The sequence below is a fragment of the Caulobacter sp. FG7 genome (genome assembly GCF_057808875.1).
In genome coordinates, this window is record NZ_JBMDIW010000018.1 from 52,904 (window position 1) to 75,485 (window position 22,582).

The 22,582-nt window shown below is 69.3% G+C and carries 15 protein-coding genes; 11 read left to right on the plus strand and 4 right to left on the minus strand.

Going from position 1 to position 22,582, the window contains the following annotated elements:
• Position 1: 1 nt before the first annotated feature.
• Positions 2-1,309: an MFS transporter gene (locus ACODR1_RS15875; protein WP_488881311.1), complete on the minus strand. Its 1,308-nt coding sequence runs from the start codon at positions 1,307-1,309 to the stop codon at positions 2-4.
• Positions 1,310-1,534: 225 nt separating this feature from the next.
• On the opposite strand from ACODR1_RS15875, the gene ACODR1_RS15880 reads away from it, so the two are divergent.
• The 9 genes from ACODR1_RS15880 to ACODR1_RS15920 all read left to right on the plus strand — a co-directional run bounded on the left by ACODR1_RS15880 (position 1,535) and on the right by ACODR1_RS15920 (position 13,276).
• Entirely contained in the window at positions 1,535-2,365 is an 831-nt protein-coding gene (locus ACODR1_RS15880) for a VOC family protein (protein WP_488881312.1), read from the plus strand.
• Between the two features lie 36 nt (positions 2,366-2,401).
• Positions 2,402-3,769: an 8'-apo-carotenoid 13,14-cleaving dioxygenase gene (locus ACODR1_RS15885; RefSeq protein ID WP_488881313.1), complete on the plus strand. Its 1,368-nt coding sequence runs from the start codon at positions 2,402-2,404 to the stop codon at positions 3,767-3,769.
• 36 nt (positions 3,770-3,805) lie between these two features.
• Positions 3,806-4,231 carry a putative quinol monooxygenase gene (locus ACODR1_RS15890; RefSeq protein WP_488881314.1) on the plus strand — a complete coding sequence of 142 codons (426 nt, stop codon included), beginning with the start codon at positions 3,806-3,808 and terminating at the stop codon, positions 4,229-4,231.
• A gap of 31 nt (positions 4,232-4,262) precedes the next feature.
• Complete coding sequence (locus ACODR1_RS15895) at positions 4,263-5,039, plus strand: alpha/beta hydrolase (protein WP_488881315.1); 777 nt, start codon at positions 4,263-4,265, stop codon at positions 5,037-5,039.
• A gap of 1 nt (position 5,040) precedes the next feature.
• Positions 5,041-6,048 carry an aldo/keto reductase gene (locus tag ACODR1_RS15900; RefSeq protein WP_488881316.1) on the plus strand — a complete coding sequence of 336 codons (1,008 nt, stop codon included), beginning with the start codon at positions 5,041-5,043 and terminating at the stop codon, positions 6,046-6,048.
• A 65-nt stretch (positions 6,049-6,113) separates the two neighbouring features.
• Positions 6,114-7,160, plus strand: coding sequence for a LacI family DNA-binding transcriptional regulator (locus ACODR1_RS15905; RefSeq protein ID WP_488881317.1), 1,047 nt, complete (start codon positions 6,114-6,116; stop codon positions 7,158-7,160).
• 153 nt (positions 7,161-7,313) lie between these two features.
• Positions 7,314-10,028, plus strand: coding sequence for a TonB-dependent receptor (locus tag ACODR1_RS15910; RefSeq protein ID WP_488881318.1), 2,715 nt, complete (start codon positions 7,314-7,316; stop codon positions 10,026-10,028).
• Positions 10,029-10,137: 109 nt separating this feature from the next.
• Positions 10,138-11,706, plus strand: a complete 1,569-nt coding sequence (locus tag ACODR1_RS15915; protein WP_488881319.1) for a glycoside hydrolase family 43 protein — start codon at positions 10,138-10,140, stop codon at positions 11,704-11,706.
• Positions 11,707-11,770: 64 nt separating this feature from the next.
• A complete protein-coding gene (locus ACODR1_RS15920; RefSeq protein ID WP_488881320.1) occupies positions 11,771-13,276 on the plus strand; it encodes a glycoside-pentoside-hexuronide (GPH):cation symporter in 1,506 nt (501 codons plus the stop codon).
• 5 nt (positions 13,277-13,281) lie between these two features.
• Here ACODR1_RS15920 and ACODR1_RS15925 read toward each other — a convergent pair whose 3' ends face one another.
• Positions 13,282-15,801 (minus strand): ABC transporter permease, encoded by a 2,520-nt coding sequence (locus ACODR1_RS15925; RefSeq protein ID WP_488881321.1) that lies wholly within the window; start codon positions 15,799-15,801, stop codon positions 13,282-13,284.
• Positions 15,798-16,487 (minus strand): ABC transporter ATP-binding protein, encoded by a 690-nt coding sequence (locus tag ACODR1_RS15930; RefSeq protein ID WP_488881322.1) that lies wholly within the window; start codon positions 16,485-16,487, stop codon positions 15,798-15,800. Before ACODR1_RS15930 ends, ACODR1_RS15925 begins: the two co-directional genes overlap by 4 nt.
• Before the next feature lie 57 nt (positions 16,488-16,544).
• Here ACODR1_RS15930 and ACODR1_RS15935 point away from each other — a divergent pair, with 57 nt between their 5' ends.
• Positions 16,545-17,180, plus strand: coding sequence for an arylesterase (locus ACODR1_RS15935; RefSeq protein WP_488881323.1), 636 nt, complete (start codon positions 16,545-16,547; stop codon positions 17,178-17,180).
• An 80-nt stretch (positions 17,181-17,260) separates the two neighbouring features.
• Here the strand turns inward: ACODR1_RS15935 and ACODR1_RS15940 are convergent, their stop codons facing one another.
• The gene (locus ACODR1_RS15940; protein WP_488881324.1) at positions 17,261-20,254 is read right to left on the minus strand and encodes a TonB-dependent receptor plug domain-containing protein; all 2,994 of its coding nucleotides are present in this window, start codon (positions 20,252-20,254) and stop codon (positions 17,261-17,263) included.
• A gap of 298 nt (positions 20,255-20,552) precedes the next feature.
• On the opposite strand from ACODR1_RS15940, the gene ACODR1_RS15945 reads away from it, so the two are divergent.
• Entirely contained in the window at positions 20,553-22,571 is a 2,019-nt protein-coding gene (locus ACODR1_RS15945) for an alpha/beta hydrolase family protein (protein WP_488881325.1), read from the plus strand.
• The last annotated feature ends 11 nt before the right edge of the window (positions 22,572-22,582 follow it).

The window sequence follows — 22,582 nt, forward strand, 5'->3', positions numbered from 1 at the left end:
TCTAGGCGCGAGCTCGCAGCGCGAGGAGGCGGGCCATGGCGGGCGGCCAGATCACCAGCAGCGCCAGCAGGGCCGCACCCAGGCTGATGGCGCCCATGGCCGGTTGCAGGGCGGTCTCGCCGCCGAAGACGCGCTCGGCGACCAGCGGCACGAGCGTGGGTCCTAGACCGATCCCGACCAGGGCGGTGACGGTCAGAGACAGCGCCACCGTGGTCGCGCGCATCTCGTTGGGCACGCTTTCCTGCATGACCACGTGGCCGATGACGTAGCCGCTGATCGATCCCAGCGCCCAGACCGCGAAGGCGAGGGCGACCTGCCCGCCGGTCTGGGCCAGCAGTGTCGCGACCGCGCCGGCCAGCGCCAGAAGGTAGCAGGCCAGCAGCAGCGCGACGCGTGACGGCGCGCCCCACCGCTGGGCCAACCGGTCGGAGAGCGCGCCGCCCGCCACCGAAGCCACGACCCCGCTCGCCGTCAGGGACAGGCCGACGAGGCCGCCCGCCTCCAGCGACGTCATGCCGTGCCCACGCTGGAGCAGGGTGGGCAACCAGGCGATCAGCGCATAGTCGCCCACGCCCAGCGCGCCCTTCACCAGGCAGACGCGCAGCACCATGCCGTTGTCGGCGACCAGCCGGCCCAGCACTGCGGATATGGCGATCAGTCCGGCGCTGTGGCGGCGAACGGGCTCGCGGATCAGCAAGAGCAGGGGCAGCAGGACGAAGCCGGGCAGGCCGGCCAGGACCAGCAGTTGCCGCCACGGCGCGAGCGTGGCGATCCCGGGCGCCCAGGCGAACCAGCCGGCTTCGATCCAGCCCAGCAGCAAGCCGCCGATGAACAGCGCCGATCCGGCGCCGAAGGTCGCGCCCAGCGAGAAGACGCCCAGCGCCAGGCCCCGGCGTCGCGGCGAGAAGCAGTCGACGATCAGCGAGGCGGCCGCCGGCACCAGCGCCGCTTCGCCCAGGCCGACGGCCACCCGCGCCGCCAGGAAGCTCCGGAAGTCGGCCGCGAGGCCGCAGGCGATCGTGGCGGCCGACCACAGCGCCAGGCCGGCGGCGATCAGGTTGCGCCGGTTGACGCGGTCGGCCAGGCGTCCGGCCGGCAGGCCGGCGAGGGCGAAGATCATCGCGAACCCCGCGCCCTGCAGCAGGCTGACATCGAAGTCCGTCAGTCCAAGATCGGTCCGGATGGGATCGACGACCAGATTGATGATCAGCCGGTCCGTCAGCGACAGCAGCAGCGCCGCGCAGAGGAGCGCGACGGCGCGCCAGCCCGCCGCCGAAGATCCCGGCCCGTCGTCCATCCCCTCGGTCATGGCGGTGATGATTGCCCTCGATCCTGCTCAAGCTCCAGCGCTCTGCGCGCCTGACTAGGGCGGTCGCGGCCGGTCTCGAAGTTAAGCGCGGTTAAGGCGCGACCGCGCGGCGTCCTCGAGCACGCGCTTAACCGCGCTTAACTCGCCAACCCGAGGTCGCGGACCGATGATCCTGACAGGGCGCTGACCCCCAACGACCAAACATCTGGGACGAGGAGACCGACGATGAGCGAGCAGAACGAGTCCGCCGGTCTGGAGCGCCGCGAGGTGCTGCGCGCCGCCGCCGGCGCGGCGGACCTCGGCGCGGTCGCCGCGCCGGCGGCGGCCCAGGAGGCCACCCGTGTTCGCGCCGATCGGATCACCGGCGGCTCGCTCGGCGCACGGCTGCAAGGCGTGCAGCACTTCGGGCTGACGGTCCAGAACATGGACCGCGCCTTCGCCTTCTACACCGAGGTGCTGGGCGGCGCGGAGATCATGCGCGACGGCGACTTCCAGGGCGAGCGCATCCACAACACCCTGCTGACCGCCGAGGAGATCGAGGCGCGCGAGCGGCACGTCAATCCACGGGCCAGGGGCGTGCCGGACCTGCGCGGCGGGGCCCAGCGGCTCGACGTGCGCTTCGTCCAGTTCGACAACGTCGTCATCGAGCTGCTGCAATATCGCGACGCCGACCAGCCGATGGGCGGGCCTAACGCCTTCGCCGAGCCGCTCGACCACATGAGCCCGGCCTTCCCGCGGATGATGCACATCTGCTTCCACATCCGTGACGACGCCGACTTCAACGTCTTCATTCGCGACCTGGAGGCCGAGGCGGCGCGGCGGGGCATGACGCAGGTGCGGGCCAACCGGGTGCTGACCGTGGCCTCGGAAGCCGACCGCAAGGCCGCGCCGCTGGACGCCAACTCCAACGGGATCACCGAGGGCAAGTCGACCGGCTGGCGGTTGATCTACTGCCGGGGCCCGGAAGGCGAGCAGCTCGAGTTCGTCCAGGCGCTGGGGCCGGTCAAGAAGACCTTCGACGACGCCCTGGCCGCGCGCCGAGCGTTAGCCGGCTGACGGCGGCTCAACCCGATCACGCCAGGGGAGGCGGCGATGCTGTTCACCGAAGAGGCCGACAAGGCCAGGAGCCTGCCGGACAACCCCTACCTCGCGGGCGTCCACACGCCGATGACCGAGGAGCTGACGCTGAAGGATCTGCCCGTCACGGGTGTTATCCCGGCCGCACTCACGGGCCGTTACCTGCGCATGGGGCCCAACCCGATGGCCCCCAACCCGGACAAGCATCACTGGTTCGCCGGCGACGGCTTGATCCACGGTCTTCGCCTGGAGGGCGGACGGGCGCTCTGGTATCGCAATCGCTGGATCCGCTCGGACGCCGTCGCCAAGGCGCTGGACGAGCCGCGCACGCCCGGCCCGCGCCACCTGTTCGACACCGTCAACACCAATGTCGTCGGGCATGCCGGCAAGGTGCTGGGCGTGGTCGAGGCGGGCAGCACGCCGGTCGAGATCGGCGATACGCTGGAGACCCTGCGCTACACCGACTTCAGCCAGACCCTGAAGGGCGGCTTCACGGCCCACCCCCATGTCGACCCGCTGACCGGCGAGATGCACGGGATCTGCTACGACGCCAGCAGGTGGCGCTCGTTGCGCTACGTCGTGCTGAGCCCCGAGGGCCGCATCCGTCGCGAGGTGCGCATCCCTGTCCGGCATGGCCCGATGATCCACGACTTCGCCTTCACCAGGCGTTTTGCGATCATCCTCGACCTGCCCGTGACCTTCTCGCTGACGGCGGCGATCACCGGCCATCACTTCCCATATCGCTGGAATGGGACCCATCCCGCCCGCGTCGGGCTTCTGCCTCGCGAGGGCAAGGCGGGGGACATCACCTGGCTGTCGGTCGATCCCTGTTTCGTGTTCCACGCGGCCAACGCCTATGACGCCGCCGACGGGACGGTGGTCCTCGACGTCGTCGTCCACGACAAGATGTTCTGGCGACGCACCTCGGGGCCGGACTCCGAGCGCTGCGCCTTCGAGCGCTGGATCCTCGATCCCGCCGCCGGAACCGTGGAACGGGTCGTCATCGATCCAACGCCCCAGGAGTTCCCGCGCCAGGACGAGCGCCGGCTGGGGCAGGCCTACCGCTACGCCTACACTATGGGGCTGGCCGATCCCTTCCTTGGGACCTGTCTCTTCAAGCACGACCTGGTCGAGGGCGGGCGGCTGACGCACGACTTCGGGCCCGACCGCCACCCCTGCGAGTTCGTCTTCGTCCCGGCCCATGCCCAAGCCGGCGAGGACGAGGGCTGGCTGATCGGCTTCGTGATCGACGCCGCAGCCCGGACGACCGACCTGGCGATCCTCGACGCTCGCAGGTTCGAGGCCGCCCCGGTGGCCAGCATCCACCTGCCGCACATCGTTCCTCCCGGCTTCCACGGAAACTGGATCGCCGGCGCCGACTGATCCGCGCCTTTCCCAGAAAACCTAAGGAGACCCGTGATGCGCCTGCTTTCGGCCAATCGTCTGGTGCTCGTCATGCTGCTTTCGGCCGGCGCGAGCGCGGCCTCGGCGGCGCCGCCCGCGGCCCCGCAATCCACTGGCGTCCACTACGCCCAGATCCCCGGCGAAGCCTATGCCGTCGTCGCCCGCGTCCAGGCCAAGCCCGGCAAGGAGCAGGCGCTGCGCGAGGCCACCTTGCCTCTGATCGCCAAGGTCCGCGCCGAGCCCAACAACCTCGTCTACTTCCTGCAGGAAGACCGCGAGAAGCCGGGCCACTTCATCTTCTACGAGATCTTCGCCAGCCAGGCCGATTTCGAGGCCCACAACGCCACGCCCCATGTCCAGGCCTGGTTCGCCAAGCTGCCGGAGTTGGCCGATGGCGGGGTGCAGGTGACGCGCATGGAGATCCTCGGGCGCGGCCGCTGAGGCTCTTTCCGATGACCCAAGGAGACAGTCCATGAAGGAAGCCTTCGCCGCCCTGGCCGCCGTCGTGCTCGGCTCGGCGGCCATCCCCGCCGCGGCCGCTTCGGGCGACAAGCCCGGCACGATCGTCCTGGTCCACGGCGCCTTCGTCGACGGCTCCGGCTGGGCCGAGGTCCATCGGATGCTCAGCCGGGACGGCTACAAGGTGGTCGTCGTCCAGAACCCGACCACCTCGCTCGGCGACGACGTGGCGGCGACCCGTCGCGCCATCGCCGCGGCCGAGGGCAAGGTCGTGCTGGTCGGCCATTCCTATGGCGGCGTGGTCATCACCGAGGCGGGGTCCGACCCGAAGGTGTCGGCGCTGGTCTATGTCGCCGCTTTCGCGCCCGACCAGGGCGAGTCCGTCGCCTCGATCATCGCCCAGGCGCCGCCCGGGGCGCCGGCCTTGCCTATCCTGCCGCCGGTCGACGGTCTCCTGCTGCTGGATCGGAGCAAGTTCCCAGCGGTGTTCGCGGCGGACGTGGCGCCCGAGGTCGCGCGGTTCATGGCCGACTCCCAGCAGCCCTGGGGCGCCCAGGCCCTGGAGGGCAAGATCACCGCGGCGGCCTGGCGGACCAAGCCCAGCTGGTACCTGGTCGCCAAGGACGATCACGTCATTCCGCCGCCGGCCCAGCGGATGATGGCCCAGCGCGCCGGCGCCAGCGTGCGCGACGTCGCCGCCAGCCATGCGGTATATGTTTCCCAACCCGGCGTGGTGGCGTCCCTGATCGAAGAAGCGGCGAGCCGGTCGGCCGCCAAGGCGGAGAGATAAGATGGCGCTCAAGGATATCCTGCCCGGCAAGCTGGGTTTCGGCTCTGCGCCGCTCGGCAACATGTTTCGCGACATTCCCGAGAGCGAGGCGCTGGCGACGGTGGAGGCCGCCTGGGACGACGGCATCCGCTACTACGACAACGCGCCCTTCTACGGGGCGGGCCTGGCCGAGATCCGCATGGGCGAGGCGCTGGCCGGCAAGCCCCGCGGCGACTACGTCATCAGCACCAAGGTCGGCCGGGTCATCCTCGACGAGGTCGAGGACGTAACCGCCCGCGACCTGGGCGAGAAGGGCGAGGTCTTCAAATACGGCCGGCCCAACCGGATCGTGAACGACTACTCGGCCGATGCGACCCTGCGGGCGATCGAGGACAGCCTCAAGCGTCTCGACACCGACCACATCGACATCGCCTTCGTCCACGACGTGGCCCAGGACTTCTACGGCGACGAGTGGCTGGGCGTGTTCGAAACCGCACGCAAGGGCGCCTTCCGGGCCCTGGACCGGCTGCGCGACGAGGGCGTGATCAAGGCCTGGGGGCTGGGCGTCAATCGGGTCGAGCCGATCGAACTGCTCCTCGCGCTCGACGAACCGCGCCCAGACGGCTTCCTGCTGGCCGGACGCTATACGCTGCTCGACCATAGTGCGGCCTTGCAGCGCGTGATGCCGGCGGTGGCCGAGCGCGGCCTCGGGATCGTGGTCGGCGGCCCCTACAGTTCGGGCGCGCTGGTGGGTGGCCCGAACTTCGAGTACGCCCCGGCCACGCCCGCGATCCTCGACAAGGTCGCCCGCATCAGGGCGATCGCCGACCGCCATGGGATCAGCATGAAGGCCGCGGGCCTGCAGTTCGCGCTCGCTCACCCGGCGGTGGCGGCTGTCATTCCGGGCGCCAGCCGGCCAAGCCGCCTGGCCGAGGATCGCGCGGCCCTGGAGGAGCAGGTCCCGCCGGACTTCTGGGCGGAACTTTCCCAGGCGGGTCTTGTCGATCCGGGCGCGCCGCTGCCTTCGTGAGCGGATCGGGCCAGGCGTCGCAATTCCTGCTTGCCTTGAAGCCAATTCCCCGCGATGGGCGAAGCATGAGCCGCGCGTCGGAAAAACCGCAACGTCGGCGCCTGCAGGGCGTGACCATCGCCGACGTGGCCGCGCGGGCGGGCGTGTCGATCATGACCGTTTCGCGCGTCATCAACGGCGAGGGGCGGGTCAGCGACGAGACGCGGGCTCGGATCGGCGAGATCATCCGCGAGATGAACTATGCCCCCAGTCCCGCCGCGCGGGGCCTGGCCTCGGCCGCGGTGACGCGGATCGGGCTGCTCTACACCAATCCCAGCGGCGCCTATCTCAGCGAGTTCCTGATCGGCGTCATGGACGAGATCAGCCGCACCGGCGACCACCTGCTGCTGCACCGTTGCGACAGCCCCGAGGCGATCGACGCGGCGGTGGCCAAGCTGGCCGAGGAGGGGGTCGACGGCGTGGTCCTGCCGCCGCCGCTGTGCGACTCCGACCGGGCCCTGGACCTGCTGGCCAAGGCCGGCAAGCCGGTCGTGGCGGTGGCCTCGGCGCGCGAGGACGAGGGCGTGTTGGCCGTCCGGCTCGACGACTACGCCGCCGCCCGCACCATGACCGAGCATTTGCTGGCCCTGGGCCACCGCAAGGTCGCCTTCGTCACCGGAGACGCGGCCCAATTGGCGGCCCAGCGGCGGCTGGCCGGCTTCCGTGACGCGCTGGCGGCTGTAGGTCTGGCGCCCCATGCCGTGGCCGAGGGCGACTACTCCTACCGCTCCGGAATCGACGCGGCGATCGGCCTGCTGGACGCGGTCGAGCGTCCGACGGCGATCTTCGCGGCCAATGACGACATGGCTTCGGCGGTGATGTCGATCGCCCATCGGCGAGGACTGGACGTGCCGGGCGACCTGTCGGTGGTCGGCTTCGACGACAGCCTGCTGGCGACCACCAGCTGGCCCGAACTGACCACGATCCACCAGCCGATCGGCGAGATGGCCCGGCTGGCCATCGAGCTCCTGCTGCGCCACGTCCGCGCCCGCCGCGCTGGCGGGGAGGCGGGGGCGTCCAGCCTGCAGGCCGACTACCGCCTGGTCGTCCGCGAGTCCGCCGCCGCCCTCTGATCCCCTGACTGCGATTTTCCGTCTCCGGGGCTTCAGAATCTGCTTGCGTTAGCGCTAACGCAATTGCATGATGTTAGCGCTAACGCACTGCGTAGCGAAACGCGCCGAAGAGCGCAGTAGGGGAGCGGGGGTCACCCCCGCGCGGGAGGAAACATGATCCGGTTCGACCGGCGCGCTCGTCGCGCCCTGATGATGGGCGTCTCGGCCCTGGCCACGATCGCCGCCACGAGCGCGATCGCCCAGACGTCCGCCGAGCCCGAAGCGGCCCTGGAAGAGGTCGTGGTCACCGCCACCAAGCGCGAGACCCAGCTGATGACGACGCCGGTGGCCATTACCGCCGTCACCGCGGCCACGCTGGAAAAGCAGGGCATCACCAGCGCCCTGCAACTCGACAAGCTGGTGCCCAACCTGAAGGTCCAGGACCAGTCGACCCTGGGCATGGGCGCGCTGCAGATGAGCATGCGCGGCATCGGCAACTCCAACTTCACCGAGCAGGGCGACCCCAACGTCGGCTTCCACGTTGACGGGGTCTATATGTCGCGCCCGCAGGCGGCCTGGAACCTGCTGTTCGACGTCGACCGGGTGGAGGTGCTGCGCGGCCCGCAGGGCACGCTGTTTGGCCGCAACTCCACCGTCGGGGCCATCAACGTCATCGTCTCGCGCCCCAAGCTCGGCGAGTTCAGCGGCAAGGTCGAGGGCCAGTACGGCGCCTATGACGACCGCATGATCCGCGGCGCGATCAATATCCCCGTGGGCGACAAGATCGCCCTGCGCGCCACCGCCTTCGCCCAGAAGCGCGACACCTACTATGATCTGCACCTGGACACCCCCAACGGCGCCACGCCGGCCCAGAACACCTACCTGAACCTCGGCGACCCGACCTCGAAGTCGAAGGGCGCGGGCAGCGTCGACCACAAGGCCGTGCGCCTGTCGGCCCTGTTCAAGCCGGTCGAGGAAGGCTCGATCCTGCTGACCTACGAGAACTACCAGTCCAAGTCGCCGGCCGCCCCGCTGACCGTGCGCGGCCACGAATACGAGGCCTGGCTGTCGACGCCCAATCTCACCGACATGACCATCGAGTCCCTGCGGGGCGAGGTGAAGTACGAGTTCGGCGGGGCCGTCGAGGCCAAGTACGTCTACGGCCATACGGACTACGAGCACGAGATGGTCATCGACCTGGACTCGGGCGTCTCGCGCTACCGGCCCTCGACCGCGCCGGGAACCGACCAGCAGTATTTCTGGGACCGTCCGTTCCACACGGTCTCGCGCAGCCACGAACTGCAGCTGACCTCCACCTACGACAGCCCCGTGCAGTGGGTGCTCGGCTATTTCAACTTCAAGGAAGACACCGAGCGGAACCTCTGGATCGACCTGCCGCTGGTGGCCGACGGCCTGATCGACTTCTGGCAGCCCAGCCGCGTGGCCAAGTCCGAGGCCTTCTACGGCACGGTCGACTGGGACGTCACCGACCAGCTGAAGCTCAAGCTGGGGGTGCGAAACTCCAAGGACCGCAAGACCGACCACGGCGGCAGTCGCTACGACGCCTTCCCAGGCGACGGCGCCCAGGCTCGTTTCGGCGTGCCGTACTATCTGGTCGCCAACGGCATTTCCGACGCCGACTACCGCTCCGGCAGGAACACCACCTACCAGGGCATCTCGCGCATCACCGGCTTCCCGGCCGCGCCCGGCACGGCCGGCGCCCAGATCGCGGCGATCAACGGCGTCACCGCCGCGCCGTTCGACCGCCTGTTCTTCAACGACCACGAATGGTCCAACACAGACTACAGCCTGACGCTGTCGTACGAGCCGAACGACAAGACCTATCTCTATGGAACCGTCGCCACGGGCTACAAGTCGGGCACTTTACAGGACACCTACTTCCAGGCCCGCTCGTACCAGATCTACACGCCGGTGCTCGATCCGGAGAAGCTGACCAGCTACGAGGTCGGCTGGAAGCAGCGCTTCGCGCTGGGCGGCGGTCCGGCCCAGGTGGCCGCGGCGGCCTTCTACATGGACTACAAGGACAAGCAGGAAGCCATCCTGGTCGACTTCGGCGACCAGTTCTGCCCCTACACCTTCGGCGACTTCGACGGCGACGGTTTCGTGGAGAGCTTCGTGCCGGGCCTGGGCGGCGTGCCGATCTTCAGCCAGACGGTGTTCGACCCGGTCACCCTGCGCAACAACCCGACCCAGCAGCAGATCGCCAGCTGCGCCCAGCCGCTGTTCGACACCCCGGCCATGCAGAACATGACCGAGCTGGTGCCGATCAACCTGGCCTCGGCCGGCGTCGGCGGGATCGAGGTCGAGTTCAGCTGGGCGCCGACGCCCAACGACCGCTTCAGCGGCTTCGTCACCACCATGCTGGCCAACGAGGTCAAGGACATCGACACCAGCCGCCTGCCGTTCATCCTGACCGACGCCCTGGCCTGCGGCGATCGTCAGGCCGGCTGCGCGCCGATCACGGCGCTGAAGGGCAAAAAGCTGCCGTTCGCTCCGAAGCTGACGGCCAACCTGTCCTACAGCCACGACTTCCACCTGGCCTCGGGCGCGACGATCACGCCCTGGGCCCAGGTGAACTATTCCAGCAGCTACTTCCTCTCGCTGTGGAACGTCGACTGCTACGCCTCGATCGCGGCCGGCGGCGGCCAGGTCTGCAACAACGGCGACAAGCAGAAGGCCTACGCCACGGTCGACCTGTCGCTGCGCTACGCCCCCGGCGACAAGAAATGGTACGCCGAGGCCTACGGCACGAACGTGACCGGCGAGACCTACGCGACGTTCAATCGCCGCAACGGCAACGACTTCGTCACCGGCTACGCCTTCAACGCGCCCGCCTTCTACGGCGTGCGGGCCGGCGTCTACTTCTGATCGACCTTCCTACCGCCGGCCTGTCGCGGGCCGGCGGCCTTCCCAAGGCGGCCGCGCGCGTCGCGGCCGCCTCTTTTTTCCGAGATTTTCCGAAAGCACCGCATTCGCCATGACCAGCGAACTGGCCCTGCGCGGCTTCAATCCCGACCCCAGCATCGTGCGGGTCGGCGACGACTATTACGCCGCCACCTCGACCTTCGAGTGGTTCCCGGGCGTGCAGATCTTCCACTCGCGCGACCTGAAGTCCTGGCGCCTGGTCGCCCGGCCGCTGAACCGGCCCGACCTTCTGGACCTGCGCGGTGTTCCCGACAGCTGTGGGGTGTGGGCGCCGTGCCTGTCCTACGCCGACGACAGGTTCTGGCTGGTCTACACCGTGGTTACGCGGTTCGACGGCCTCTTCAAGGACACCCACAACTACGTCACCACCTGCGAGACGATCGACGGCGACTGGAGCCCGCGCGTCTATCTGAACAGCAGCGGTTTCGACCCGTCGCTGTTCCACGACGAGGACGGCCGCAAGTGGCTGGTCAACATGGTCTGGGATCACCGGCCCGACCGCACCTCGTTCGGCGGTGTGCTGCTTCAGCAATACGATCCGGTCGCAAGGCGCCTGGTCGGCCCGATCCGCAACGTCTTCGCCGGCAGCGCTCTTGGCCTCACCGAAGGTCCGCACCTCTATCGCCGCGACGGCTGGTATCACCTGATGGTCGCCGAGGGCGGCACCGGCTACGACCACGCCGTCACCATGGCGCGTTCGCGCGAGATCGGCGGTCCCTACCAGGTCGACCCGCGGGGGCCGATGATCTCGGCGCGCCCGGATCCCGATGCGGCGCTGCAGCGCCTCGGCCACGGCAGCCTGACGACCGCGCCGGACGGCGCGCCCGTGGTCATGCATCTGTGCAGCCGTCCGATCCCTGGCCTGCGCCGCAGCCCCATGGGCCGTGAGAGCGCGCTCACCCGCTGCGCCTGGAGCGATGACGGCTGGCTGCGAGCGGTCGAGGGAGAGGCGAGGGCGCCCCAGGCGCGGGGCGAGCGCAAGGCCTACGCCTTCCTGGCGGAACGCCCGCTGGATCCAGACTTCCAGTGGCTGCGCACGCCCGACGCCGACGAGGTCTTCTCGCTGGCCGAGCGTCCTGGCTTCCTGCGGCTGCGGGGACGCGAGGCTCTCGGGGGGCTGTTCAGCCAAGCCCTGGTGGCGCGCCGCCAGACCGAGTTCGCCTACGTCGCCGAGACGCGTCTGGAGTTCGAACCCGACAGCTTCCAGCAGATGGCGGGCCTCGTGGCCTACTACAACGGCCACAAGCATCACTACCTCTACGTTTCCTGGGACGAGGTGGCGGGCAAGCACCTGGGCTTGATGTCCTGCGCGGGCGACCTGTCGCTGACCAACACCTTCCCGCTGGAAGGCGCGCGCGTGCCCCTGCCCAGCCACCAGCCCGTCCGCCTGAAGGTCGAGGTCGACCACGAGCGCCTGGTCTTCAGCTGGGCGCTGGAAGATGGCCCCTGGCATCGCATCGGGCCCGAACTCGACGCCTCGGCCTTGTCCGACGAGGCCGGCAAGGGCGAAGGAGCCAACTTCACCGGCGCCTTCGTGGGCATGTGCGCCCAGGACCTGACCGGCCGCCGGACGCCCGCCGATTTCGCGGGCTTTGGCTACCAGACCTTCGACGAGACTTGAGCCGGGCCGCTTGGATCGGCCATAGCGAATGAAACCGGCCGAGAGCGCCGGACGGGGAGGGAAGATGAGCCAGCCAGGCGCCGCGGGGAGCGGCCGGTTGTCGCTGGGCGAAAAGCTCGGCTACGGCCTGGGCGACGCGGCCAGCAACCTCGTCTTCCAGACGATCGTCAACTTCATCGCCTTCTACTACACCGACGTGGTGGGGCTGGCGCCGACCCTGGTCGGGACCCTGTTCCTGGTCGTGCGGGTGTTCGACGCGGTGCTGGATCCGGTGATGGGCGCGGTGGCCGACCGCACGCGCAGTCGCTGGGGCCAGTTCCGCCCATGGCTGGTCTGGCTGGCCCTGCCGTTCGGCGCCTCCGCGGTGCTGACCTTCGCCACCCCGAACCTGGGCGAACCCGGCACGGCGATCTACTGCTTCGCCGCCTACACCGTGCTGATGATCTTCTACACGGGGGTGAACATCCCCTACGGCGCCATGGCCGCGGCCATGACCGACGATCCGCAGGAGCGCACCTCGCTGCAATCCTGGCGCTTCGCCCTGGCCATGGTCGGCAACATGATCGTCTCGGGCGCGACCCTGCCGCTGATCGAACTGTTCGGGCAGGGCGATCGGGCCCGAGGCTATCTCTGGACGATGACGGTCTTCGCCGTGCTGGCGGTGATCATGCTGCTGGCCTGCTTTGCTACCACGCGCGAGCGGCGGGGGCCCGGCGCGGCGGAAGAGGCGAGGACTTCATTGCCCGCCGATCTCAAGGCGCTGTGGGCCAACGACCAGTGGCGGGTGCTGGCGCTCGTCAACTTCGTGCTGCTGATCGCCGTGGTCATGCGCGGCACGGCGGCGCTCTATTTCGTGCGCTACGTGCTGGGCGAGCCCGACCTGTCGACCGCCTACCTGACCCTTGGCACCCTCGGCGGCGTGATCGGCAGCCTGTTCGCCGGCAATCTGCATGGCCCGCCGAGGCCCAAGGAGCTGCTGCTGATCGCGACCGCCCATGGCGGACTGCTGGCCGTGCTCGACGGCGTCGGCCTGGCTCCGGCGAGCCTGATGGCGCCTGTGACCGGGGCGGTCGCGATGGGCTATGTCCTGGCCAAGCTGTCGGGCGCCTGGCTCGACCGGGTGCGGGCCTTCGGCGTGCTGATGGTGCTGCAGGCGCTGGCGCAGGTGGCGCTGTTCTTCACGGCCTCGGCCAGCATCGCGATCAGCGTCAGCGTCTTCGTGCTGGCCATGCTGCTGAACCAGGTCGCCGTACCGGTGCTCTGGGCGCTGATGGCCGACAGCGTCGACTACGGTCAGTGGAAGACCGGCCGCCGGATCACTGGCCTGAACTTCTCGACCGTGCTGTTCGCCCTCAAGATGGGCGTCGCCGTCGGCGGCGCGCTCGCGGCTTGGCTGCTGGGCTGGTACGGCTATGTCGCCAACGCCCAGCAGGCCGATCGCGCCATGCTGGGCATCGCCGTGGTGTTCGGCCTGGGCCCAGCCGCCGCCTGCCTGGGCGTTGCGGCGATCAGCATCGCCCTTCGGCTCACCCTGGCGAACATGCGCAAGGTCCGGGCGGCGCTGGCCTAGCGGCGCTAGTCGCCCCTCAGCACCGGCGCGGGCCGTTGCGACAGCGCCAGGCTGGCGGCGATCAGTCCGCCCAGCGTCGCCAGGCCGGTCGCGCCGGCCAGCAGGACCAGCACGCCGCTCCAGTCGACGCTCCAGCTGGCTTCGAAGACCTTGACCACCACCGGCCAGGCGGCGGCGAGGCCGAACAGCACGCCCGCCGCGCCGGCGATCAGGCCCACCGCGCCGTATTCGATGACATAGGCCACCAGGATCTGGGTGCGCGTCGCGCCCAGGACTTTCAGCGTCGCGGCTTCGCGCGCCCGGGCGCGGGCTCCGGCTGCGATCGCGCCGGCCAGCACCAGCAGCCCGGCCAGGCCGGCGACGGCGGCGGCGCCGCGAACCGCCAGGGCCAGGCGGTCGAACAGGGCGGCCGCGGCGTCCAGCTGTTCGCGGACGCTGATCACGTTGACGCTCGGAAACGCCTCGCCGAGCTTGCGGGTCAGGGCCGCCTCCTGGTCACGGCTCGGCCGGGCGATCGCGACGCTGCGCAGCTCCGCGCCCTCCAGCGTCGAGGGATTGAAGATCAGGTTGAAGCTGGGCCCAAAGCCGCCGAAGTCGATCTTGCGCAGTACGGCGATCCTCGCCTCGATCTCACGGCCCAGCACCAGGACGGTTATCATGTCGCCGACCTTGAGGTTCGAGGCCTGGGCGATCTCGGTGTTCATCGCCACTTGCGGCGGGCCGGCGTCGTTGGCGGGCCACCAGCGGCCGGCGACCACGCCGGCGTTCTTCGGCTCATTGGCCAGCAGCGACAGGCTCAGATCGTTGTCGAAGGCCCAACGCTCGGACGCCTTGATGGCCTTGGTGTCGACCGCCTTGCCCTTCAGGGCGATGACCCGGCCGGTGGCGAATGGCATGCGCAGGTAGGCGTCCTCGCGCAGGGGCCCCGTAACCCCGGCCACGGCGGCGTCGAAGGCGCCGGCCCGGTCGCCGGGGATCTCGGTGAAGACCATGGCCGGGGCGGTTCGCGGGGCCACGTCGCTGACCTGGGCCAGCAGCGCCGACTGGATCAGCACCACGCAGGCCAGAAGGGCCACGCCCAGCCCGATGGCCGGACTGGCCGTCCGCGCCGCCGAGCGTGGGCCGGCCAGGTTGGCCAGGCCAAGCTTGATCGGACCGCGCGTCAGGCCTCGCGCCTTGCCCGCCAGCCAGGCGGCGGCTCGGCCCAGCGCCGCCAGCAGGCCAAAGGCCACCGCGACGCCCGCGATCATGATCCCGGCGGCCAGCGGCGTCGGCGCGGTGGCCACGGCCAAGGCGGCCAGGCCCAGTCCTGACAGAGCCGCGCCGATGGTCTCCAGACCCAGCGGCAGGCGGGCCTTGGTCGCCCGGCGGAACAGGGCCGAAGGCGGAGTGACCCGCGCCCGCGCCAGCGGCAGCAGCGAGAAGGCGGCCGCCGCAAGGATCCCGAACAGGCCGGCCTTGGCGAGCGGCCACGGATAGACCTTGAACAGCGCCGGGATCGGCAGGCTGGACCCGGCCAGCTGCCCCAGGACCAGGGGCGCGATGGCCCCGACCGCAAGGCCGATCGTCACGCCCAGCAGGGCCAGGACGGCGATCTGGATCAGGTGCAGATCGCGGATCAGGCCGCTCTCGGCGCCCAGCGCCTTCAGCACGGCGATGGCCGGCTCGCGGGTCGACAGATAGGCGGAAACGGCCCCGGCCACGCCCAGGCCGCCGGCCACAAGCGAGGCCAGGCCGATGAAGCCCAGGAAGTATTCCAGCTGGTCGATCAGGCGCCGGGCGCCAGGCGCGCTGTCCAGGCGGTCACGAACCCGCAGGTGCGAGTCCGGCAGCGCCGCCTGCACGGCCTTGCCGATGGCCCGCGGGTCCTGGTTCGGGGCCAGGGCGATGCGTACGGTGCGCCCCGACAGGCCGCCGGGCGCCAGCAGGCCGGAGCGCTCAAGGACCTCGCGGCGGACCAGGATGCGCGGCGCCATCGAGAAGCCGCGCGACAGGCCGTCGGGCTCGCTGGTCAGCCTGGCCCGCACGACCAGGGTCATTGGGCCGGCCTCGAACCGGTCGCCGATCTTCAGGTGCAGGCGGTCCAGCAGCGCCGGCTCGACCGCCGCTCCGGGCAGGCCGTCGCGATCGGCGAGTGCGGCCGCGAGGTTCGGCGCGCCCTCCAGGGTCACCGCGCCGGCCAGCGGGAAGCGTCCATCCACGCCGCGCAGGCTGACCAGGCGGCGCTCGCCGCCGGGCGCCTGGGCCATGGCGCGCGCCACGACCGAGTAGGTGGTGACCCCCAGCTTGTCGAAGGTCGCCCGCTCGCGGTCGGTGAAGTCGCGGTTCTCGGCCGCGAACGACAGGTCGCCGCCGAGGATCTCGCGCGCCTGGCCGGCCAGGCCCTGTCGGAAGGCCTCGGCCGTCGAGCCGGCGGCGGCGATGGCGGCCACGCCCAGCGCCAGGCAGGCCAGGAAGATGCGGAAGCCGCGCACGCCCGAGCGCAGTTCGCGGGCGGCCAGGCGGAAGGCGAGGGGCAGGCTCACGAGGCGATGCGCCCGTCGGCCATGCGCACGATGCGGTCGGCCCGGGTGGCCAGGGCCGGGTCGTGCGTGACCATGACCAGCGCCGCCCCGACCTCGGCCACGAGATTGAACATCAGGTCGGCGACGGAGGCGGCGGTGGCGCCGTCGAGGTTGCCGGTCGGCTCGTCGGCGAACAGCAGGGCGGGACGCGCAGCCAGGGCGCGGGCGAGGGCGACCCGCTGCTGCTCGCCGCCTGACAGCTGATGGGGATAGTGGGTCAGGCGCCCGGAGAGGCCCACCCGGCCCAGCCAGTCCCGGGCGGTCGCCAGGGCGGCGCCCACGCCGGCGATCTCCAGGGGCGTGGCGACGTTCTCCTCGGCGGTCATGTTGGGCAGCAGGTGGAAGGACTGGAACACCAGCGCCGCCCGGCCGCGCCGCAGCCGGGCCCGGCCGTCCTCGCTCAGCGCCGCCAGGTCCTGGCCGAACAGGCGCGCTGTTCCGGCGGTCGGTTCTTCCAGGCCGGCTCCGACCGCGATCAGCGACGACTTGCCCGAGCCCGACGGCCCGACCACGGCCACGCGTTCGCCGGCGTTCACCGTCAGGTCGACGCCGCGCAGGATGTTCACCGGTCCGGCGGCGGAGGGCAGGGTCAGGGCGACGGCGCTCAGAGCCAGGGGGGGAGCCAGGGGCGAAGCGTCGTCGGGCATGGTGTTTCCTGCAAGGCCGGTCCTTGTTCGGCCGGCAGTCAGCCTACATAGGAAGGCATGAGCCAGACCGCACAGCGTTTTCCCAGCCGTCGTCGTTTTTTGCTGGGCCTGGGCCTGATGACCCAGGTCGCCGCCGCCCCAAGGCCGCCGATCGTCACTGTTCTGGGCGACTCGATCACGGCGGGGCTGGGCCTTCCGGCGCGTGACGCCATGCCCGCGCAGCTGCAGGCGGCGTTGGGGCGGCTGGGCGTTTCGGCGATGGTCCGCGCGGCCGGCGTGTCGGGCGACACCAGCGGCGGCGGACTGGCGCGGGTCGGTTTCAGCGTCGCGGCCGACACCCGGATCTGCGTTGTCGCTCTGGGCGGAAACGACCTGTTGCAAGGCGTCGAGCCCGCCCAGACCAAGGCCAACCTGCGCGGCATCCTCCAGAAGCTGAAGGCGCGCAGGATCGGCGCGGTCCTGGTCGGCGTCGGCGCGCCGCCGGCCATCGGGGCGTCCTACGCCCGTGAGTTCAACGCCGTCTATCCCAGCCTGGCGCGCGAGTTCGGCGTGCCGCTCTATGCCAACATCCTGGCCGGGGTGAACAGCAACGCCGCCCTCATGCAGCGCGACGGCGTCCATCCCAATGCGGGCGGAGCCAGACGGATCGGCGAGGCCCTGGCGCCGATCGTGGCCAAAGCGCTGAAGGCTTAGGCTTCCAAGGCCGGCGCCTTGGCCCAAAAGAAAAGGGGCGACGCGAGCGCCGCCCCTTCTGGTCTCGATCCTTCGCCTGGTTAGAAGCGACGGGTCAGGTTCACGAACACCTGGCGACCGATATAGTCGTACTGGGTCGCGAAGGCGTAGCTGCCCACGCGGCCGTAGCTGTAGTTGCCCTTGTCGGCCAGGGCCGGCGAGACCTTGGGCGGGTCTTCGTTGAAGACGTTGCTGACGCCCACGATGCCTTCCCAGGTGTCGGTCTGATAGCGGACCGACAGGTGATGGTACCACATGGCCTCGGCGTGGTTCTTGGCCCGATAGGCCGAGCCCTGCGGGGTCGTGTAGTTCGACGGCGGCGAGAGGTCGGTGCCGAACTGGTACTCGTAGTTCGACTGGCGGCCCACGAACTCGGTCGACCAGGTGAAGGTCAGGTCGTTCCAGCGGTAGCGGGCCTGGGTGTTGCCCACCACGGCCGGCTCGCCGATCAGGCCGTTGAAGTCGTCGGTGTTGCCCGGGAACAGCTCCTGGGTGTCTTCCAGGGTCCAGCTGAACTGGGTTTCCAGGGTGAACTTGCCAGGACCGAGGTCACGCGAGTAGCGCGTCGTCAGGTCGATGCCGCGGCTGGTCTGGCTGACGATGTTGCGGAAGCTGCCGTCGATCTCGGTGATGCCGAGATAGGTCGGGGAGGTCGGATCGGTGTCGCGGGTGAACAGGTCGCAGAACGGGTTGTTCGGGAAGTCTGCGGCCGCATAGCACTGGCCGACGACAGCCGCGCCGTTGCTGGTGACCTGATCGTTGACCTCGATCTCGTAGTAGTCGATCGCCACGCTCAGGTCGGCGAATTCCGGCGTCCAGACGAAGCCGGCGCTGAAGGCCTTCGACTTCTCGGGCTTCAGGTTCTGGCCGCCGCCCGTGATGATGAAGACCGACGGATTGGCGCCGCTGTAGTTGCCGGGGATGCCGGCCGCCTGACAGTTGGCCGCGATCACCGGGTTCACCACCGAGGTGCCGTCGCCCGCCCAGCGGATGCAGGGGTCCACCGAGGTCTGGCTCAGATAGCCGCCCTGGTTGCCCAGGAAGCGCTCGAACAGCGCCGGGGCGCGGAACGAGGTGCCGTAGCTGGTGCGCAGGCGGTACTGGTTGGTCAGCTGCCAGTTCAGGCCGGCCTTGTAGGTGGAGTTCGACCCGTAGGAGTCGTAGTCCGAATAGCGGCCCGACAGGTTCAGGGTCAGGGCTTCGAACGCCGGCAGGCCCTTCAGCAGCGGGGCTTCCAGTTCGCCGTAGGCTTCCACGACGCTGTCGTCGCCCTTGGTGCGGTTGGCGGTGGCCAGGTTGTAGAAGTTCTGGTTGGCCAGGTTCTCGCCCGGCTTGTCGTCCAGCTCGTCACGACGGTAGGAGACGCCGAACGCGCCGGCCAGCTTGCCGGCCGGCAGGCTCAGGATGTCGCCCGAAATCTGACCTTCGACGATGGTCTGGGTATAGTTGGTGACGCCGTTCTCGGTCAGCTTGAGATAGGCGTAGTCTTCCGGCGTCAGGTTGCCGGTGCGCAGCACCTGGTCGGAGAACAGGTTCACCGGGCGGCAGCCGGCCGGCGAACCGGGCGGGCAGATGCCGTCGAAGGTGAAGGTGTTGGCCCAGTCGCCGCCGATCGAGGCCAGGAACAGCTCGCTGTTGATGCCCGTCAGCGAGTATTTGCCGCGGTTCTTCGAATAGCTGACATAGGCGTCCCAGTCCCAGCCGGTCAGGAAGCCCAGGCCTTCGCCGAACTTGCCGCGCAGGCCCGCCAGGCCGCGGAACACCTGGACGTCCTGCTTGAAGACGTAGGGCGTCAGCACCAGCGACTGCGGGATGAAGGTGTTGGCGGGGATGCCGCCGCCGCAGTTGAAGGGGTTCACCGAGCAGGGCGCGGTTTCCCAGATGTAGGGGAACAGCTGCTGCACGTTGGTCTGCGACGACTTGCGCTGGTGGCCCAGGAATTCGCCGTACAGTTCGCCGAAGTTCAGGTCGTACTGGCCTTCGGCGTAGACGGTGTAGCGCTTCACCGGCGAGATGAAGTCGGACGCCGCGTCGAGGGCGTTGACCGAGTCGCGGTCGTTCAGCGGCGCGAAGCGGTAGCCCGGCAGGTTCGGGTCGGCGGCGGCGGCGGCCCAGTAGGGCTGGTTGGCGGCGTAGGCCGGGCCGTCGGTCGAGATGCGCGCACGGCTGCCGTAGAAGGCGCCGTTCGGCAGGGTCACCGGGATGTAGTTGAACAGCGCGCCCGAAGCGCCGAAGCACTTGAACGTGCCGGTGTCGACGTCGATCCAGTCGTTGCGCGCGCCCGTGGTCGGGTTGAACGTATACTGCTCCTGGCAGTTCAGGTCCTTGCGGTCGCCGAACTTCAGGGCCTTCTGCTCGTAGTATTGGCCGCTGATCAGGAAGCGGCCGCGGTCGAGCACTTTGCCGTAGGCGCCGCTGAAGGTGTATTCGTTGCCGCCGTCGCCGCCGCCGCCGAAGCGGCCCGAGGCTTCCAGCCGGCCGCCGTCGAGGTTGGTGCGGGTGATGACGTTGACGACGCCGGCCACGGCGTCCGAGCCGTAGATCGACGAGGCGCCGTCCTTCAGGATCTCGTACCGCTCGACGATGGCGTCGGGCAGGATGTTCAGGTCGACGGCCGCGACGGCGCCTTGGGTGCCGGCCGGCGGCAGGCGGCGGCCGTTCAGCATGACGAGGGTGCGCTGGTCGCCAAGGCCGCGGATCGAGATGGTGTTCACGCCGCCGCCGCCGTTGACGACGAAGCCGGTGAACTGGTTGTTGATCTGGGTCGAGCCGGCGGCGACCGAGGCGCTCTGCAGCACTTCGGTGGGGTTGATCATGCCGGCGAGCGACGAGCTTTCGCTGGTGATCACCTGCACCGGCGAGACGCTGTTGTATTCGGTGCGCTTGATGCGCGAACCGGTGACGATCAGTTCGTCGACCTCGTTGCCTTCGGCCGGCGGATTGGCGGATTGAGCGAATGCGAAGCTGGGCGCTGCCGTCGCGGCCATCAGGCCGACGATCATGCTCGTTCCCAGCAGGAACTTACGTTGCAACATTTCTACTCCCCTCGAGCCCCTGACTCGGAAAACGGCCCGCATCGCTGATGCCCTCTGCGGCGCCACCTAGAGTAAGGCTCGGCGAAATCATCCGCGCAACGCCGGTTGCTGAAATGATGCGCATTCTTGCGAAAACCGTTACAGCATGAACACACTTCGGACATGTTGGTGCGTCGGCAACGGCGTTTGGGGGTGAACCGCGCCCGTATCGCGCGCTTCGCCGCCCGGCGCTTTACGAAAAGCACCGCGCATGCGCTGCTCGCCAAGGGCGAGTCGCAAGCCAGAGTGGGGTGTCTGAGTGAAGTCGAAGAGCAGTTTCGCCCTGTCGGCCGCGGCGGCCGTCTTGGGCATGTGCCTGGTCGCCGGTCAGGCCCAGGCGAGGGCGACCAATCCGGGGGCGCCGTCAGCCCGCGAACTGACCCGCCTGCCGGGTCTGAGCGACGTCGTGATCTCGCCAGACGGCAAGCGCATCGCCGCGCTGATCTCGGCCGACGGCGACGAGCAGGTGATCGGGGTTTGGGAGACCGACCACATCGATCGCCCGCCGAACCTGCTGAGCTCCAAGCACATGGTCTTCAAGGGCGTGGAGTTCATCAAGAACGACCGTCTGGCCGTCGTCGTGCAGCAGCTCTACACGGTGGGCAACTTCAAGGGGCACCTGGGCAAGCTCTTCATCACCGACCTGAAGGGCGAGAAGTGGATCCCGGCGCTGCCGGAAAGTCGCTCGCGCTCGGAGGCCGAGGACTTCGAGAAGGCCACCAACAACCCCCAGATCCTCGACACCCTGCCGCATGATCCGCGCAAGATCTTGGTGGTCGACGACAATGGGGACGTCTACCGGGCCGACGTCTACAGCGGTACGGCCGAGCGCATAGAGCGCGGCTCGGAGCGCTACGGCGACCTGCAGACCGACGCCAAGGGCGAGATCCGCGCCAAGTCCGAGATCGACTTCGAGGACGGCAAGGCCTTCTACGCCCAGTGGATCAAGAACCCCGCCACGGGCCAGTTCGAGCAGCACTTCCGCTCGTTCCTGAAGGACCGCAACATCTTCACGATCGCCGGCTTCTCGCCGGACCCGAACGTCGTCTACGTGCAGGGCGTGCGGGCCGGCGACAAGGCCGGAATCTACGAATACGACATCCGCACCAAGGCGTTCCTGGAGCCGGCCTTCGAGCACAAGATGTTCGATTCCGCGGGCGTCATCGAGGACAACAACGGCAACCTGCTGGGCTTCCGCTACAACGACGCCGCTGGCAGCATCTACTGGACCGATCCGCAACTGGCGGGGATGAACAAGGGACTGCGCAGCGCGCTGTCCATCAAGCTCGCGCCAATGGACTGGATCGATCCGGGCACCGGCCAGAAGGCCAGGATCAACGTCGCCGACGGGGCCGACGTGGCGCTGCAGGCCTGGTCCCAGAACCGTGACGCCGCCATCGTCATGAAGTCGGGCCCCAAGGATCCGGGCGAATACTACCTGCTCACCAAGGACGGCAAGCTGAGCCTGCTGGGCAAGGCGCGTCCCTGGATCAAGCCCGAGACGCTGGGCGACACGCGGCTGGTGCAGTACGCCGCCCGCGACGGCCTGATGATCCCTGCCTTCCTGACCACCCCGCCCGCCGCGTTCGGCAAGGGGCCGTTCCCGACCATCATCATGCCCCACGGCGGGCCCTGGGCGCGGGATCACCTCGGCTGGGACGTCGCCGGCTGGGTGCAGTATTTCGCCTCGCGCGGCTACGTCGTCCTGCAGCCCCAGTTCCGCGGTTCCGATGGCTGGGGCCGCAAGCTCTGGACCGCCGGCGACAACGAGTGGGGCCAGAAGATGCAGGACGACAAGGACGACGGCGCCAAGTGGCTGATGGACCAGAAGGTCGCCGATCCGAACCGTACGGTGATGTTCGGCTATTCCTACGGCGGCTATTCGGCGCTGGCGGCCACGATCCGTCCCAACGGCCTCTATCAGTGCGCCGTCTCGGGCGCCGGCGGCAGCCTGGCCGACATGAAGAAGGTCACCGCCGAAAGCCGTCTTGGCCGTGAGTACCAGCGTCCGTTCGTCGGCGGCCTGGACGCCATCCAGAAGGCCGGCGAGGCCAAGATCCCGGTCTTCCTGTACCACGGCGACCGCGACACCAATGTCGACATCAAGGACTCGCGCCGCTTCATCGCGGGGCTGAAGGCGGCGAACAAGCCGTACAAGTGGCTGGAGATCAAGGACATGGGCCACGGCTACGTGACCATGACCCCTGCCATGATGGAGACCCAGCTGGTCGAGATCGACAAGTTCTTCCAGAACGAGTGCAAGCCCGGCGGTCTCTGATCCGGGGCGCA